13 protein-coding genes are annotated in these 16,445 nt (G+C 34.3%); 4 read left to right on the forward strand and 9 right to left on the reverse strand.

Going from position 1 to position 16,445, the window contains the following annotated elements:
• Positions 1 to 13: 13 nt before the first annotated feature.
• The 7 genes from NQ163_RS11460 to NQ163_RS11490 form a co-directional block, all read right to left on the reverse strand.
• Positions 14 to 1,192 (reverse strand): type III-B CRISPR module-associated Cmr3 family protein, encoded by a 1,179-nt coding sequence (locus tag NQ163_RS11460; RefSeq protein WP_268190459.1) that lies wholly within the window; start codon positions 1,190 to 1,192, stop codon positions 14 to 16.
• Positions 1,185 to 2,819 carry a type III-B CRISPR-associated protein Cas10/Cmr2 gene (cas10, locus tag NQ163_RS11465; protein ID WP_268190460.1) on the reverse strand — a complete coding sequence of 545 codons (1,635 nt, stop codon included), beginning with the start codon at positions 2,817 to 2,819 and terminating at the stop codon, positions 1,185 to 1,187. Before cas10 ends, NQ163_RS11460 begins: the two co-directional genes overlap by 8 nt.
• Positions 2,816 to 3,967, reverse strand: coding sequence for a hypothetical protein (locus NQ163_RS11470; RefSeq protein WP_268190461.1), 1,152 nt, complete (start codon positions 3,965 to 3,967; stop codon positions 2,816 to 2,818). The genes cas10 and NQ163_RS11470 overlap by 4 nt, the downstream gene beginning before the upstream one ends.
• A 4-nt stretch (positions 3,968 to 3,971) precedes the next feature.
• Entirely contained in the window at positions 3,972 to 5,660 is a 1,689-nt protein-coding gene (locus NQ163_RS11475) for a CorA family divalent cation transporter (protein WP_268190462.1), read from the reverse strand.
• Complete coding sequence (locus NQ163_RS11480; RefSeq protein WP_268190463.1) at positions 5,635 to 6,390, reverse strand: hypothetical protein; 756 nt, start codon at positions 6,388 to 6,390, stop codon at positions 5,635 to 5,637. The genes NQ163_RS11475 and NQ163_RS11480 overlap by 26 nt, the downstream gene beginning before the upstream one ends.
• 565 nt (positions 6,391 to 6,955) lie before the next feature.
• A complete protein-coding gene (locus tag NQ163_RS11485; protein ID WP_268190464.1) occupies positions 6,956 to 7,546 on the reverse strand; it encodes an acyltransferase in 591 nt (196 codons plus the stop codon).
• Positions 7,547 to 7,607: 61 nt separating this feature from the next.
• Complete coding sequence (locus NQ163_RS11490) at positions 7,608 to 10,016, reverse strand: hypothetical protein (protein WP_268190465.1); 2,409 nt, start codon at positions 10,014 to 10,016, stop codon at positions 7,608 to 7,610.
• 454 nt (positions 10,017 to 10,470) lie between these two features.
• On the opposite strand from NQ163_RS11490, the gene NQ163_RS11495 reads away from it, so the two are divergent.
• The 4 genes from NQ163_RS11495 to NQ163_RS11510 all read left to right on the forward strand — a co-directional run bounded on the left by NQ163_RS11495 (position 10,471) and on the right by NQ163_RS11510 (position 13,065).
• Positions 10,471 to 10,749 (forward strand): helix-turn-helix domain-containing protein, encoded by a 279-nt coding sequence (locus NQ163_RS11495; protein WP_268190466.1) that lies wholly within the window; start codon positions 10,471 to 10,473, stop codon positions 10,747 to 10,749.
• Positions 10,750 to 10,752: 3 nt separating this feature from the next.
• Positions 10,753 to 11,994 (forward strand): type II toxin-antitoxin system HipA family toxin, encoded by a 1,242-nt coding sequence (locus tag NQ163_RS11500; protein WP_268190467.1) that lies wholly within the window; start codon positions 10,753 to 10,755, stop codon positions 11,992 to 11,994.
• A 622-nt stretch (positions 11,995 to 12,616) separates the two neighbouring features.
• On the forward strand, positions 12,617 to 12,796 hold the full coding sequence (locus tag NQ163_RS11505; protein WP_268190468.1) for a hypothetical protein: 180 nt from the start codon (positions 12,617 to 12,619) through the stop codon (positions 12,794 to 12,796).
• Between the two features lie 65 nt (positions 12,797 to 12,861).
• Positions 12,862 to 13,065 carry a hypothetical protein gene (locus tag NQ163_RS11510; RefSeq protein WP_268190469.1) on the forward strand — a complete coding sequence of 68 codons (204 nt, stop codon included), beginning with the start codon at positions 12,862 to 12,864 and terminating at the stop codon, positions 13,063 to 13,065.
• 127 nt (positions 13,066 to 13,192) lie between these two features.
• Here NQ163_RS11510 and NQ163_RS11515 read toward each other — a convergent pair whose 3' ends face one another.
• Both NQ163_RS11515 and NQ163_RS11520 read right to left on the reverse strand, forming a co-directional pair.
• Positions 13,193 to 13,648, reverse strand: coding sequence for a hypothetical protein (locus NQ163_RS11515; RefSeq protein ID WP_268190470.1), 456 nt, complete (start codon positions 13,646 to 13,648; stop codon positions 13,193 to 13,195).
• A 319-nt stretch (positions 13,649 to 13,967) separates the two neighbouring features.
• Entirely contained in the window at positions 13,968 to 15,611 is a 1,644-nt protein-coding gene (locus NQ163_RS11520; protein WP_268190471.1) for an SPOR domain-containing protein, read from the reverse strand.
• Between the last annotated feature and the right edge of the window lie 834 nt (positions 15,612 to 16,445).

A 16,445-nucleotide genomic window follows, 5' to 3' on the forward strand; every position in this document is an offset into this window, starting at 1 on the left:
GTGTATTGAAATGTTATTTTTCTGGCTTAATTATTTGAATATGGTTGTAACCAATTTGTTGAAAACATTCATTTTTAAATATTTCCAAAATGGTTTCATTTTCAGTTTTTGCATCAAAAAAGAAAACACTGCCTTTAGAAATTAGGTTTATATTTTTCGATTTGTAAAGACTACTTCCTTTGCTTTTACTCATGTTCACATAATCACTGGTTTCTTTAACTGTAGTGCTTATGCAACGAAAAGAGACGGTATTACTAATGTGAAAACATGACTTTTCTATTTGATTCAGATTTAAAAATGCATCGGATAGGAGTATCACTTTTTTGTAGATTTCAGGGGCTTTTGCAGTAATATAATAGGTGTTTTCGATTGAATTTGAAATGTCAGTTGTATCAATTTCTACAATATCCATTTTAAAGGTACTTTTTTCACCTCCAAGCTGAATGTAGCGCTCTTTTTGCGTATCAAGTATTGTATCGTTTAATTCGGCAAAAAAACTAAAACAGTAATTATCATCCAACTTGAACGTAACTTGCTTGTAAAAGCCTTTTTTGTTGTCGGCAGACTCTTCTTTATCAGCTCTGTATTTACCAATAGATTTTCGAATACCAACTTGTTCACAAGTAATGAACGGTCCGCTTTTTTTTGTTCTTATTCCATTTTCATCCTGTTCAAAATCAAATTTCATGAAGTTGTTGTCTTTTTTTTCGTCCTTTTTGGGATTTTGAACTTTGCGAGCCAGTAGGGGAGTAAAGCCTATTTTGGGATCGTAATTTTCGAGTAAAAAGTGATTTGCATTTTTCTTTAATGTGTTTGGTATCAAAACATCCTTGTTGTTTAACTGTGACTCGTCGTTAGGTTTTACAAACCAATTAATTCCATGCTTATAATCTTCAATAAAAACCGGATAAATGTTTTTTATGATTCCAAAATCTCCTCGTTTTTTTTCATTGACAAAACTTTGGGCTCCAATTAGGTTAATTGCTCCTACCTTATCTGTTATTTTATTGTTTTTAAAAACTTCAGGAGAGGATTTTAACAATTCGTAGCGCAACATACCTAGCAAAGAAGTTTGCTGAGGGAAATAGTTAGAACGAACAAAGTAGTTCTGATTATTATCGCCAAAAGTATTTTCATTCCCAAAGAAAAAAGATCCTTGTGGAATGAGCTGTATTTTATATAGTTTACTCATCGGTATCCTTTCTGATTAAAAATTTAATAAATCGAAGTGCTGCATAAACCATTTTCATAGCATTGGCAGGAGTTTGAATTTTGAATGCACTTACTGTTAGGTTGATAATGCCGGTAGTTAAATCTTCGTAAATCGTATGAATGTCGTTATTGAACTCTGAATTAAAAGTAAATTGTAACCTTTGTCTGAATTTTTCAGAGTCTTTGTTCTCATTTTCGTAAATGGCAATAATACGATCGGTATTGTCGTAAATTTTTTTAATTACCGACATTAAGAAATTATTATCATCGTTTTGTTGGGTATAAATCGACATTAAATAACAGAAGATGTTGTAAGCTTCGGTGTTTTTCTTAAATATGGTATCGAAATATTGTCCGCTATGTTTTAATACTCTTAATGCAACAGCATTTTTACCCTCGGTTTTTTTCGCTTTTTCAAACAGTTGGGATGTAGCTTCTGAAAGTGCCTCTTGTAAAGGAAATTTATAATAGCTTATCGAAACGCCAAATGATAAAGTTGGTTTTACATTGATGCTTGTTCCTTCTTTAATTATATTTTGTTCTGGTAATCTTTGTTGAAAATCAGTCGATAAAGTATTGATTAGGTCGAAAATATTCTGGTAGTTGTTATTTTCTTTTTGTGAACCCACTACCGGAGCCATAAATAACAAATCGTCACCGCCTGCATAAATACATTCTCCACCGTACTTGCTTATTTTTTCAACCGATTGCTTGGCAAACTCAAAGAGGTTTTTCGATAAGTCGGCTATTTCTATTTTTGATTTTTCAACTTCACCATTTTCAAATGATCTTATTAATTCACCAACGCTATCGCCATCAGCTTGCACTATGGCCACGTATTTGTGATAGGTTCTAAAATCATTTTTGGTATTGTCGTGCCCTTTAAAAATATCGTAAAATAAATTTTCTCTTGTCTCTTCTTTTTTTTGGTTTAATTTTTCGTAAAGATCCTTTTGTGCAATTTCCCAAACATCAGAATTTATGGTTCGAAATTGTGCACTTGCCAATTCTGGTATCGAAGGGAAGCACTTTCCTCTTATATCGCCATCTTTTATTACCTCTCTTGAAAATGCTTCTTCGGTTAAAAATGAGTTGGTAATCTTGTTTAAAAAAGTAGAAATGTAATTTTGCGAGTCGTTTTCAACTAACTTACACTGTAGTTCGGCTGTATCTAAATAATTCTGAATAGAGATTACAGGTAGAATATCATTGTACTCTTTAGTTATGTGTTCTATTCTAAAATATTGATTTAAATACTTTGCAACCTTGTCTTCATCTTCTTTTATTTTATTAGTAATTCGCTCAGCAAGGGTCGTTAATAATTCAGTTTTAATTTCTTCCAAACTTCCTTCGGGCAAATTATCTTCAAATATAATACGATCAGGAAATAGACCTGCACCAATTTGTGGTTTGTAGAAATCTGTGATCTCATCTTTAGGTACATATGGTACAATAAAGCTACACTTATTGTCCTTAATTCTAATTTGCTGAATGAGTTCTTTGCAAATGTAACTAAGCAAATAGCTTGCGCCCCATAGCTCACGGGTTTTACGTGCTAACTGTAGTGTTTTTAAAGTGGGGCCTATGGTTATTGCTGTGTATTTCATACTAGTTTTTTGTAGTTTAGCTTGTTGTTAACCAGCGCTTTGTTCATGAATTCATCCAAATTGAATTCATGAAAAGATGGGAGCTTTAGGATTCCTGATAGTTTAAATTCACTTAAGAGTTGTTTATTTGATCCATTCCCTTGGTATTCTTTTACGTTAAATGAGAAGCCCTCAGTATCGTTTATTAGCTCTTGTGGAAGTTTATTTACAATGAGGTATATTTTCCCATCATATACTTTAAATGTAACAGGAGATTTAAACCTTTCAATGTTTTCATGCTTTACTTCTACATGAAATAATCGATTATTTGTTGCCTTAAATTCATAATGCTCAGCAAGACCTAACATTGCTCTTCCAAACCTAAAAATCTCATCATTGGTATCATACAATACTTTATTTTGATATTTTCGGTTCTCATATTTACTCATTAGGAAAATCTTTTCATTTCGTTTGCTCAAATGTTCCATTAATTTTCTTTTAATAAATGGTTTATCCCATTTAAGTCCTTTGTCGTTAAAATGATAGAATAATTGTGATTTTTCATATCCGTGAAAGTTCTTTCCACTTTTTATTAAACTCCAATCTCTACTAATTACATTTTTGTAGAAATAATCGTCTAATTGAGTATCTGATTTTAGATTATACTCATCACCATTATTATTATAGTTTTTGACATATACATCAAGTTTGCAGTTTTTTAGGATATCTGTAATGTTTGAATCTTCCACAGAATAACAACCATAACCTTTACTTTGCCTTTTGCCAAAATTGTGTAAAACAAAGAATTGACGGATTTTCTTTTCGATCATTTCCTTAAGAGGGAAAAAGAAGGTTTGTATAATTATCCGATTATCATTGATATTGTTGTATGAGCTTATAGCATCTTCTTTGTCTTTTGGAGTATAAGCAATTACTTTATGTGTTTTTTTATTAATCAGAGGAATTATTTTTACTTTATAATCCAAAGCCCCCTGTTGCCCAGGAATAAGCCATTCTTCATAATCGGTGCCTTCTTGTTTAAATTTCTCAATTAAGAATTTATCCAGTTTGGGTTTTAGTTCTGTAGCCCGTAATGTAGCTCCATCCTGTGTCGGCTGGAAGTGAATAATAGGGGTATGCTGTTTTAGTGTAAAGCTTAGTTTATGCATGGTTTTATTGTTTATCAATTTTGGCAGAGTTGTTTCTTTTGAAGATTTTGAGTTTAAATACGTTAATTAATAACCAGGTTAATAACAAAGAAATGACTACGATCGTTCCTATTCCGAATACAAATGGGATATAGATTTCTCCATTAAAAAGAAGGGATGGGATTTCTTCATATTTAGGCATTATATTGATTCCAAGAATTCCCGCCAATAGGGAAGGAGGAAGAAATAAAACACCTATTATGGTAATTTTTGTAATTAGTTCATTTTGATCTCGATCGATTTCTTGTTGTATTTTATCGTAAGCCAAAGAGGCAAACTGGTAAATTTCATCTATTTCTCTTTTAAGATCTGCAATTTCTCTTTCAATTCTCATGTTCTCCTGAAGCATATCATAAAGTTCTATTCCTTGATCTTGTGCTGTAATTTCGCGGAAATACATCTTGTTTATAAATTTTAAATATGACTCGTTGATTTCTTCAATTTCCGGATGTTTTTCCTTTATGTTTCTGGAAATTCGGGCAACCTCGTTTGAATACTTTAAAACAGATGCACGTTGCATCAGACATAACACTACCATTTGATAATATATTGTAGTTGCATGTGTTGATATGATTTCTCTTCCAAAATATTCTGTATTGGTTAATCCTACCAGTGAATATCTGGATACTCCCCATAGGGTGCCATCTTCAGTAAATCGTTCATATGTATGCTTCATGTTTTCACGGCGAAGCATATTTTTATTGGCGCATGTCAAACTTTTCCCATCTATGAAAATATACTTGTACCAAAACTCATTGGTGTGATAATTGTATTCCGTATCAAATCCAGCTTGTCTATGTTCTTTCAATTCATTGATCATCCAATCATTTCCAAACCAGCAAATCGTAAACATACGATCATCAATAATAGGACGAATGCAAATTTGTCCATATTGTAAATTACGAGTTGAGCTGTGAAATATGACCTGATCATTGGTATTAAAAAGCTCTAATATAAAATTTGGCAATTGAATGGGATGGCTGGCAATGGTTAACATGTCATCGTGGCAATTCTGTTGCAAATTATATCTGCTAAAATCTTCTATTATGTTTTTCCCATTAATGTTCAGTTGTATTTTATCTGCTAAAAAACTTCTTTTGATAATGCTTGTAGAATCCTTTCCGTCACTCGATAAAAATTGAGGATATATTCTTCTTCCAAAATCATTAATTTGTAGAATAGATTCTTTTTCTTTGTAAATGTTATTCTCAAGATGATATGATAGTAAACCAACGCCATTGCTAAAAACATGAAGGAAAATTTTCTTCATATTTAGTTGGTATACACCTGTAGTCTTCTCATCAGTTTTAATATGAATATGGTAGCTGGCATCCTGTCCGAGATTATAAGTGAAATGCTTTACAATATTTTCTCGATTTTCTATTTCATCATATAAGGCATCTCTAACGTAGTCATAGAAGTATACATACTCGTTATAATTTACAAATTCATCAATATAATACCCTTTAAGAGATTGATCCTTGGCTGAATAAAAATCCCAATTTTCTTTATTCAGTGCTTTTTCAAACTGATTAATATTTATTCTCTTATTTATTGAAAGGTTTTCTAGGTTGGTTTCATTTTCAGTAACTGAATCCCATCTAAAGGGAAATAGAAAGATGTGTTTGCTATAGATTACAGATTTCTTCGACATAGTATTCAATATTTTGCTCAGTTTGGGTTTTACTATTTGTGATTCCGAAAAAACTTTTGTTGCCACCGTAATAGGCAGTTTTTTTATGGATTAAATTGAAGTATTTTTTGATAAGGATGTTAGTTTTAATAGTTCCATAATAACACAATTGGTCGTCAGTATAAACAATCAGTTCTTTATATTGTCCAAAAAGTCTATCGCTTATGGTGCTAAACTTCGAAGTTTCAGATTTAACTATTGTAATATCATTTTTTATGCTTTTGTTTTTTATTGCCTCTATTGCAAGTAGTTCGTCTTCTGGACTAACTCCTTGTGCAGCTCTGTCATTTTTTCTAATGTCAGCAATTTGTTCTTTAGTCGCACCTAATTCCTGCATGCCTGGAATATAGTTGGCATCATTGGCTGCAACCAGTTTTTGATATTTATTTAATTCAATATTCAACAATTCTGCCACTTGCTCCAAAGAAGTAGGGTAGTGTGTTTTTTCGTTGTGGTGGTCTATAGAAATATAGTTGTTTGGTGTTTCAATATCTTCATTTAATTCAATACCATATATTTTTGCTTCAGGATTCAATTCAAGTACATGAACATAGGAGCTTAGATTAGCGCCCCAGTTTAGTTTTTGGTCAAATATCTCTGTACCTTCATTATATCCATTGTCTAATAGTAGTTTTTTTATTGTTATCATTTCGAGGTCATAACCACCTAATAGGAATATTTTGGTTTCCATCATATCTCTGGTTGATATTTTTTTAATAGATAATCCAAGCTTTATAATTGATATTATACTAAGGAGTAAAATCTTGATAATGATTTTATACTTTTTTTAATGTTCACTAAAATTAGAAAAAAAAATAAATTATTAATATATTAAGTAAGAAAATGTTATGTATTAATGGATAAGAGGTAAATCGATTTTAATTGAGATAAGGACGCACTAGCTGAATTAAAAAATGTTTCTGTGAAACTTCATTTTCTTTAATCTTGAGGTGTATGGAGCGCTACGGCGTATTGAGACTTTCTTTGAAAATATTGTGTAGGGTTGATTCCGTGTCTTGGGGTATATTGAGCGCTACGGCGTATTGAGACTTTTCATAACACATAATTTTTAGTGAATTAATTATGTCTTGGGGTATATTGAACGCTACGGCGTATTGAGACTCAAAATCCCAAAAGAGAAAACCCGAAGAACCAAGCCTTGAGGTATATTGAGCGCTACGGCGTATTGAGATTGAGACACAAAAAAATCCTGTGAGTACGAACTCACAGGATTTTTTTGAATAGAAATATTTCTTTTAGAGATCAATTTTGCGATCATTCGCATGCTTGGTAATTTTATACTCAGCATTCTCTTTTTCGCTGTAGTACAGGCAATAATCTTCCTCTTCCTCGATTCGTTTCATAGGAGTACCTGTTTTGTCTACATACCCACAAATTCGGGCTGGATTTCCTTTTACCATTGCATGATCGGGTACGTTTTTTGTGACAACCGAACCGGCAGCAACCATACACCATTCTCCCAGATTTATTCCACAAACAATAATGGCTCCTGCGCCTATGGATGCTCCTTTTTTTACCAGGGTTTCACTTAAGGTCCAGTCGGTTGAGGACTTTAGTTTTTCATCTGTGGTGATGGAACGAGGGTATTTGTCATTGGTGAAAACGGCATTGGGTCCTACAAAAACTCCTTCTTCAAGCCTAACTCCATGAGGAATCATCACATTGTTCTGAATTTTTGTGTTCTTACCGATGCTAACCCCTTCATCAACAAACGAGAAGTAGTGAATTTTGCAATTGTCTCCTATTTGGGCATGATCTGCTATAACTACAAAATCATCTACAATTACATTTTCTCCTATTATGGCTTTTGGACTTATGTTTTTCATGAATTCATTAATTTATGATATCAGCTTTAAGCTGAAATCCTGTATGGTTTGTTCTTGTTGGTTAATACTGAATGTCTGCAATAAGAACATCTTCTCTTACAAGGGCCAGTTGAAGTCCCATAATTTCATAGGGGTGGATGCGGTTAAAATTGCTATCGTAAGCTAAAAATTGGTTCAATGCTTTCTCCACATCAATAGAGTCCCCTTCCAGAATAAAGGTTTTACAATTTTTGCCCTTCTTCATGTTGTGCTGTTCTTTTTGCAATGCTTCTATAATTTTATTATATAGCGGTTTATGCTTCTGGTTAATTTGTATTTTTTCTGCATTTTGATCCATTCCAGGTCTGTTAAGAACAGTCCAATAGAAGTCGCCATGATATTCCAAAAGATCATAAAGCTGAAACTTGGTGTCGATTACCAATTTACCAACTTGTGCATTTTGATACTGATCTTTATGCTGTTCAGAGCATTTTTTAAAGAAAGGATCCCTGCTGTTAAAATCAGAGTCAATTTTGATTTTCAAATCGGTAAGATTTTCAACAAAGGAACAATTGATTATTTTGATTTTACCTTGGGAAAGCTCATAGCTAACCTGAAATTTAACTCTCAATTTTGAGATATCGTACTTTTCCAATTGGTACAATAAAAAGAATAGCTTATCATGATAAAGGTCCAATTTACTGGATATAGGGAAATAGCTTACTGGATATTCCGTATTGTGATCCTCTTTTCTGATGGAGCAATAAGGTTTCTGCATCAGGTGAAAATTGGATATGCTTTGTTCAGGCTGATTTGTTGGATCGGTAATGATAAAGTTTAAGCCTAAATTGGCATTTGCATCCTTATTTGTTTTTACAAAGCCGGTTGATTGAATTACTTTGACATCGCCATGCCACTGAGGTAAAATGGGTTTGAAACTTTTGAAACGTCTCTTCCCGTTTTTTCTGTCTTTTAAATTGTGAAGTATGATGGTGACACCAATTTCAAGGCCAATGGCTGCAACAAACCACCATATAAACTCTTCGAGTATTAATATGATTTTATGGCTGTATGAGCCATTGATTTGGATTAATTCCCAATTCAAAACAGAAAAAGAATTGTTTGGATTTATTCCCGCTGTTTCAGCTACCTGATAACGCCAGGTAAGAAGTACGGCAACAATGATAATATTTACAAGTGCCGCAATAAAGTATTCTCCGTATATCGAGAGCTTTAATCGTCTTAGGATAGAACGCTGAATCACAAGATGGGCAAAATTTAACCATTTGAGGGAGGCGATATCCATTTTGCCGGCACGGTAAACGTATTCTTTAATTTTATTTTCATCGCTAACCAGTTTTATTAGTTTAAACGGATTGCGTGATTTTGGGAATGGAACAATGAGTAAATCATCCATTTCAAGGTATTTGTCCTGACCAGGATAAATTTGCAGTTGTTCAATGCTGATGCTTTTGGGCAATGTATACAAAGCACTAACGCCTATTTCACCATTAAAGGTTTCGATGGCAAAATCGTGGAATTCGATATTGGCATTTGAGATGTTTTTGGCACGATACCCAATTTCTTCTTCAATTCCACGTTTAACACAGGAATGCAAACAGTATAGGTTGTGATCTGACTCAGGTTCATAGTCGGTTATGGAAAAAGTTTCGTTTACAGGTACATGGATCAGGCCATTTTTCATCTCTTCTACTTTTCCAGATCTGGCACACAAAAGAAAATGGTGTTTTTTGTTGCTGTCATATCCGTGAATGCTGATATCCAAGCCGAATGATGAAAACAAATACTTTAAACACTTAAAGATATACCTGAATTTTTTCGACTTTTTATTGTATTGATCAAGCAGAAAGATCAGCTCATCGAACAATGCCTTGTTTTCCCTATAGATTTCTTTAAAAACCAGCCAGGTGAAATGATCTGTTTTGTACAAACCCAATTCCACTTTCCCATTCTTTTTTTCATAGCTGTAAACCCCCAGTTTGTCACCATTAAACTGGTAGTTGTTTTGCGATGATAAATTGCGGTTCAGTTTTTCGATATTTCTTTTTATGGCTTCGAAGGAGTAGGCCTCAATTAAGGATTCTACAATTCCTTTTTGGGTACTTTCCAATAGGATGGAATTGATTACATTGGCATTGAGAATATCATTGTAATAATTTCTTATACAATTCACCTTTTCTTCCAGTATGTCATCTGGCAATTCAGTATTTCGATTCTCGTAATTCTGTTCATAATTGCCATTTGTCAGATAAAATTCCTCACTGTCACTAATCGATGAAGGAGCAAAATCGGTATCTTTTTCCAGGAGTTTTACAGCCTTTACTTTGCGTAGCATTCGAGCCTGTAGCCAAAGAATTATTTGATTTGGCAGGTAAAAGAACTTCCGATATAAATTAAAGTGAATTGCAATAATTAGCAGAATGGTAGGAATAGTGATACAAGCTATTCGGATTAAAATCTCGTTGTGCATAAAAAAGGGGTCTTAATTAGATGGACAGGTGTTTTTCAATTTATTAGCCCTGTAATTTCTAAAAAAATAAATAATTATGCAACTTATTATTTAAGATAATTATTTTATTTTTTAAAAGTTTTTGCCTGCCAGTACAAATTAATTTTTGCCCATGAATTTAGGTCTATAAAGTCTGAAAACTGAAATGCTTATCTTTGAGGTCCTCCCATTAATAAAATTGACAAAGAACCTCTTTGTACCAATATGAGTGGCACAAATTCGAGTGACTTATGCCTTTCACGCCATTGAAGAAATATTTATGAATGCAGTTGTCTTTACTGCGAGGAGCTTGGAGGTGCATTGCAAATGGAGTGGTGAGACATAAGGAGGCTTGTATCTTTTTTATCTCAATAAATAGCTTAAATATTATCCAATATTAGTATTAATTTGTATATTTAGCTAAAATATTAGCTAAATGTATTCGGTTTCTACAACACCATACGAAATGAGTAAAGCTTTGGCAGAACGTCACAAAGCTTTGCGTAAAAGATTAAAATTGTCTCAGTCAGAAATGGCAGAACGCTCCGGAGTTTCTCTGGGAAGTTTGAAACGTTTTGAATCCACAGGAAAAATTTCCTTGGAATCACTATTAAAGTTGGCTCACCTACTCAACCGCCTGGAGGATTTTAATAAGCTGTTTCAAGCCCGGGAGGATCAATCCCATATAGAGAATTTATTTACCTCAAACTTATAGGTCATGGATGAGGTTAAAAACATTTTGGTGACTCTTTCCTTGGAAGGTAAAACATACAATGTAGGAGAGTTGGTGATGAACAATCGGGAAATCTATTTTCGATATCACCAGGAATTCTTACAATCGGGATTAAACATTTCACCAGTAAAACTTCCATTTACAAATGAAATTAGCATGGCAGGAAAAGATCCTTTTGAAGGACTTTATGGCGTTTTTAATGACTCTCTGCCCGATGGATGGGGAAGATTACTCTTGGATCGTAATTTGAGTGGAAGAGGAATTGATATTTACAGCATAACACCAATGGATAGATTGGCTTATGTTGGAAGTTCAGGAATGGGAGCACTTTGTTATCATCCTCAATTGGATGGGAAACATGATTTCGACAAACAACTGGAGTTGGATGTAATTGCCAGAGAAATGAAGCATGTTTTAAAAGGACAAAGCACTGAGATGATAGAAGAGCTTTATGCACTGGGAGGGTCTTCTGGTGGGGCACGGCCGAAAATCTTGCTGGGATTCAATAGGGATACCAATGAATTAATACATGGATACGAGCAAATGCCGGATGGATTTGAAGATTGGTTGATTAAATTTCCTTCATCTCAGGACAATTCAGAAATTGCGAAGATTGAATATGCCTATTACCAAATGGCATTAAAGGCAGGAATTGAAATGAGTGAGTGCAGATTGTTCCTTGGAGAGTCCGGTCAGGCTTATTTTGGAACCAAACGATTTGACCGAACAGAAAAGGGAAGGCTTCATGTACATACAGCTTGTGGGCTAATGCACGATAATTTCAGAATGAGTACCATGGATTACGGACATTTGATGGATTGTGCATTTCGTTTGGAAAAACATGTAAAGGCCTATGAGAAAGTTTTTCGTTTGGCTGCTTTTAATGTATTTTCTCACAATAGAGATGACCACAGTAAAAATTTTTCTTTTTTAATGGATGGAAAGGGGAGTTGGAGAATGGCTCCTGCTTATGATCTTACATTTTCAAGCTCAGCTTATGGAATACATAGTACAATGGTGGCAGGTGAGAGCAGAAATCCAGGAGAAAAACACTTGCTCGAATTGGCCAGGCATTTTGGGATGAAAAGACCTGAATGGATTCTGGAGCAGGTAAGTGAATCAATTTCTCAATGGAGAAGTATTGCCAAAGACTGTGAGATTTCAAAACATTTGGTTTCGGAGATGGAAAATACTTTTAATAAGTTACATAAAAGCCTGAGGAAATAGGGAAGCTCATGGTGGGTGAATGCATAGAAAATCACCGGACTGAAAAATTTTTGCAGTCTGGATTTGAGGTTTAAAAGCCAGACTTTCAATTGAAGTTATTTCCGATTTTTTTTTTGAGCTAATCCTGGGCTCCAAAAAAATCAGAATAACTTTATTTTCACCCTTTATGGGATACTTCTTGATCATATGAGGGGGATGCCTCAAAATCCAATTCCAAGAGATTCTGATATCGGGAAAAGTACCGTTTTCTTGCATAAAGGGATTGGTTGAGAAAAGAGATGAGGGAAATCATTTCTGCTTTAACGCAAGATTCTATTTTAACAATCATTTATTTTATTCTGTATAATTTTAGATTACATAGAACAATATTTATGTTATTTTAGTTGATTTTATAATGGATTGCCTTTTGTCAATCAGAATTAAATATAAGATAGGGGGAAAACAATAATTGTTGAAGAAAATTTCAATTGCTTAAAAAATGAATTGCTAAAAACCATTAGCGAGTTAAACAAGGAGTTAAAAGCAGGGTACACTTATTCGAGTCCTGAAGAATATGAGAAATTTCTGAATGGACTCTTTTTTGATTTTATCAAGGAGGTAAGGGACAGTTTAATTCAAATAAATGATAATAAAGATAGTCGAACATATTTGGAAAGAAGATGGGGAGAAAAACCATATGATTGACATGTTTCAGATTACGGAAACTTTCGATAAGAATAGAGGCTCCATGGAGAAAACTGGAAAAGCTCTGTATGAATATTCTTACAATACATTGCTGCATAAGATATTCTATTTTGAGTAGACTTTCACCCTTTGTGGAAGGAAAAGAAGGTTTAGAAGGGGTGTTTTGAGCAGTTTGGAGGAGGTATGAGACTGACGAAAAAACAGGTTGAAAGTGTTTTTGAACCAATGGTAAAAAACAAAACCAAAGCTTTAAAATTAATCAATCAATCATTTTCATCTGAAGAAATCAAACAGGCTGATCAGGAAGATTTGGAAGCAAAAAACAAACAGATGGAATGGCAAATAATATGGATGGTTTGCCTGGATCTCAATTGCATTGGCCTATAAGAAGACCTCCCCATAATATACAGGGAGGTCCTTACAACTATTAACCACGGTTAATACTTAAAATTATTTACACTCTTAAAAATATAAAACATCTTGTTAACAAACAAAAAGTTTTAAGGGTTGTTTTTCAATGCAAAAGGCAGTTCTTTTTGAGTAGCTCAAAATAATGATGACGATCCCCCAAATGAAACACGGTCATCTGGAATCTTTTTCCCAATTTTTGTGTGATCACAACATAAAAGTTCGAATCCACCACTTCATAATTGAATTGCCAGTTTTGTTCCTTATTCCAGGAATAATCATCATATTGATCCAAACCATAGATTTTATCCACATCGGATAAATAGTGCAATTCTTTTTTTTGAAAGCTTTTGTTGTTGACAAGAATGGTTTTTCCACCATCTCGAATCTCAATCTGTGTGTCTTTAAGCCATTTTACAGCACTTTGTTTTCCAGCTTGCATTTTGTCTTCATTCTTAAATTTCAATACATATGCCTTCTCGGATTTGCCTTTGAACAAGTCTTGTCCTTGTGCGAATCCAATGCTAAGGCTTAAAATCAGTATTAAGAATATACTTTTCATATGCTTCAAATGAAATTCTGTGAATCCAATCTTCCTGAAAACAAAAGATTGAATATCATAAGATAAGAAAAAAATGTGCCCTGATAAGATTAATCAAAATTAAACTTGACCAAATTCAAGATTTACGCCTTTAAAGAGAAAAATAAGCGGAGTGAAGGAAAAAATTGGAAATGCCATAGGGATCCTGTAACAAACCCCTTATCCTCAAGAAAATCGACAGACCTTCTTATGGATAAAGGGTTGAAATATTGTGTATCGAAAGCCTAAGCTTTTGAAAAGTTTTTACAATTACTTCTCTGGCCTTTGGGCTTGATACGATTTATAAATCACTCATTTTTAATGGAACATCATCCCTGAACAGCACAACAAAAGCACCCTCAACACCACAAGCGTCTCTAAAGTTTGCTGCGTCGTTGTAATTGTTGAATTTTCCAATGGCATATTTGTGCCAGCCTTTGATTTTATGGTGTTCAATCATGCTTTTTCCTTTGTAGACCTGATACAACTGTTCAGCACTGGCTTCATTTTTACAAGCCAAAATTTGCACGCGATAAATCAGCTCAGGAACCATCTCTTTGATCAGTTCTTTGGTGTATTTACGGATTTCTTTTGGCTTTTCTTGTGGGATTACATTCTTGGTTTCCGAAGCTTTGTTTTCGGCAATTGGCCTTTCTATGATTTCCTTGATCTGGTAGATGTCAAATCCTCCCATGCCTCCCTTGCGATCCGAAGCCATATACTCCTTACCGAATTTCGATTTGAAATACTGAATTTCATGATAGGGACTGTTTACTCCTGCACCTAAATTCTCGGGAATCCCCCAGGAACCATTTGCCAATCGAGTACATTTAAAAATGTCGTATCCTCCCATGCTGTTGTGTCCTTTTGAAGAAAAGTAAAGCTCTTTTCCATCCGGACTCACAAAAACATCACCTTCGTCATATGGAGTGTTGATGTCACGTCCAATATTTCTTGCTTCGGTCCATTTTCCATCCTGGTTTTTTGTACAGTAATAAATGTCACATTCGCCATAGCCTCCTTTGCGATTGCTCACAAAATACAATTCCTTGCCTGCAATGCAAGCAGAAGCTTCCCTTGAAGAGGCCTGGTTGATAAAATTCAAACTTTCGGCAGGCATGTACTTTCCCGCTTTCTGGTGGACCAAAAGGATATCACCATCTCCATATCGTCCCGAATAAAAAATAAAACTTTTTCTTTCAGGGATAGAAACAATGGCCAGGTTTACTTCCTTGCCAAAGGAAAGTGGAACTGCTTTTGCTTTTTTAGTATGCATTGGGGAGTAATATGGCTTTTCCAGTTTCTTATTGCCTGCTCTTTGAGAGCTGAAATAGAGCATGCCATCACTTTCAATTGGGTTCAGGTCGTTGTATGCCGAGTTGATCTCACCATTTAAAAGTTGTAAGTTTTGTTTTACAGGCATACTACCTAGCAGCATGGCATTCTTACACTCACTAATGTGTTTCTCGCACAGGGCAATGAATTTTCTTTTCTGACTTCCTTTGGCACTGATGGCGATTTCGATGTTTTGGTCGAACATTTTAATGGCTTTTAGGAAATTTCCTTCGTATTGATGTGCAAGCCCCATAAGAAACAACAAATCTTCGCTTACTTTCGGATCCAATTGATAAGCCTTGAGCAAATAATCTCGGGCCATTTCCTTTGTGTCTGACATCAGATGACAAAGCCCCATATTGTAATTGAGTTCAGCATTCTCTTTGTTGATGGCGTAGGCTTCAGAAAGCAATGCAAGGCAGGAGTTTGCATTTTGAGAATCCTCCTCATACAAGCTCAATGCTTCTTTAATTTTGTCATAGGCCTGAAGGGATTTTTCGTTTTGATTTACGAATTCATTTTTCTTAACCGGTATCAGGTTTTGTGCATTGGATTGTGTAATAACAAAAATGCCCAATACCAAGACCATTAGGGGGTAGTGTAATTTCATAAAACTAGGATTAGTGAAAAGATAAACTAAAATAATCAAAATAAATTTTAATAATCCAAATTAATGATAAAATTCCTCAAAATCATATGTGGATTTTTGGTTTTGAGAGATGATTTGATGAAACAGATTAGGGGTTTTGACAATTCATTGCTTGGGATTTTGTAACACCTAAGCTCATTGTGTGAAGACTACGATCGTGTGTTTAAAATTAGGCTTAGTCTTCCGGGGAGCAACTTTATTGCGGTGCGATAAGTTATTGATGTACAATGTGTAGCTGAGAAATATGAGCTTCTTTCTTGATTCTGCATTTTTCCCAATAAGCTGAGTTCGATTGAAAGTATTTATCACGGAAAGTCAGAAATGATTTTCCTGCAGCAAAAAAAAAGGGATGGAAACCACGCCATCCCCTCTCATATTCACTTTAAAACCCCAATGCAAAGCAAGAAGTTCCTATTCGAATGTAATAAAAGTTTAATAAAACTTAAAATAAAGTTTCTCAAATAGGAAGATTCACACATTCAATGCTTTCGAATGAAAAAGATTTGTTTGGTCATAGCCTGTATTTTAAAAGTTACACAAGTAGGATTTTCTTCTGCAATGGAATGAATGGTTTCCTGGCACAGGGATCGCCGGGCGAAACATAAATAAAATTACAATGGTTTGAGAAAAGATTTGACAAATCAAGAGCTCTTCCATGAAAGAACATTTCATTTCGCGCCTCCTTTTCTCACTTCATTTCTTCAATTGAACAGTCTTGCACCAGGCGAGCCGATGATTGGTTTGCTGACTTGTAAAATTCTCTTCTAACAGGACCAAAATGCATCAAAAAATTTC

Origin of the sequence: Marinifilum sp. D737, assembly GCF_026672275.1 — a bacterium.
Classification (GTDB): Bacteria; Bacteroidota; Bacteroidia; order Bacteroidales; family Marinifilaceae; genus Marinifilum.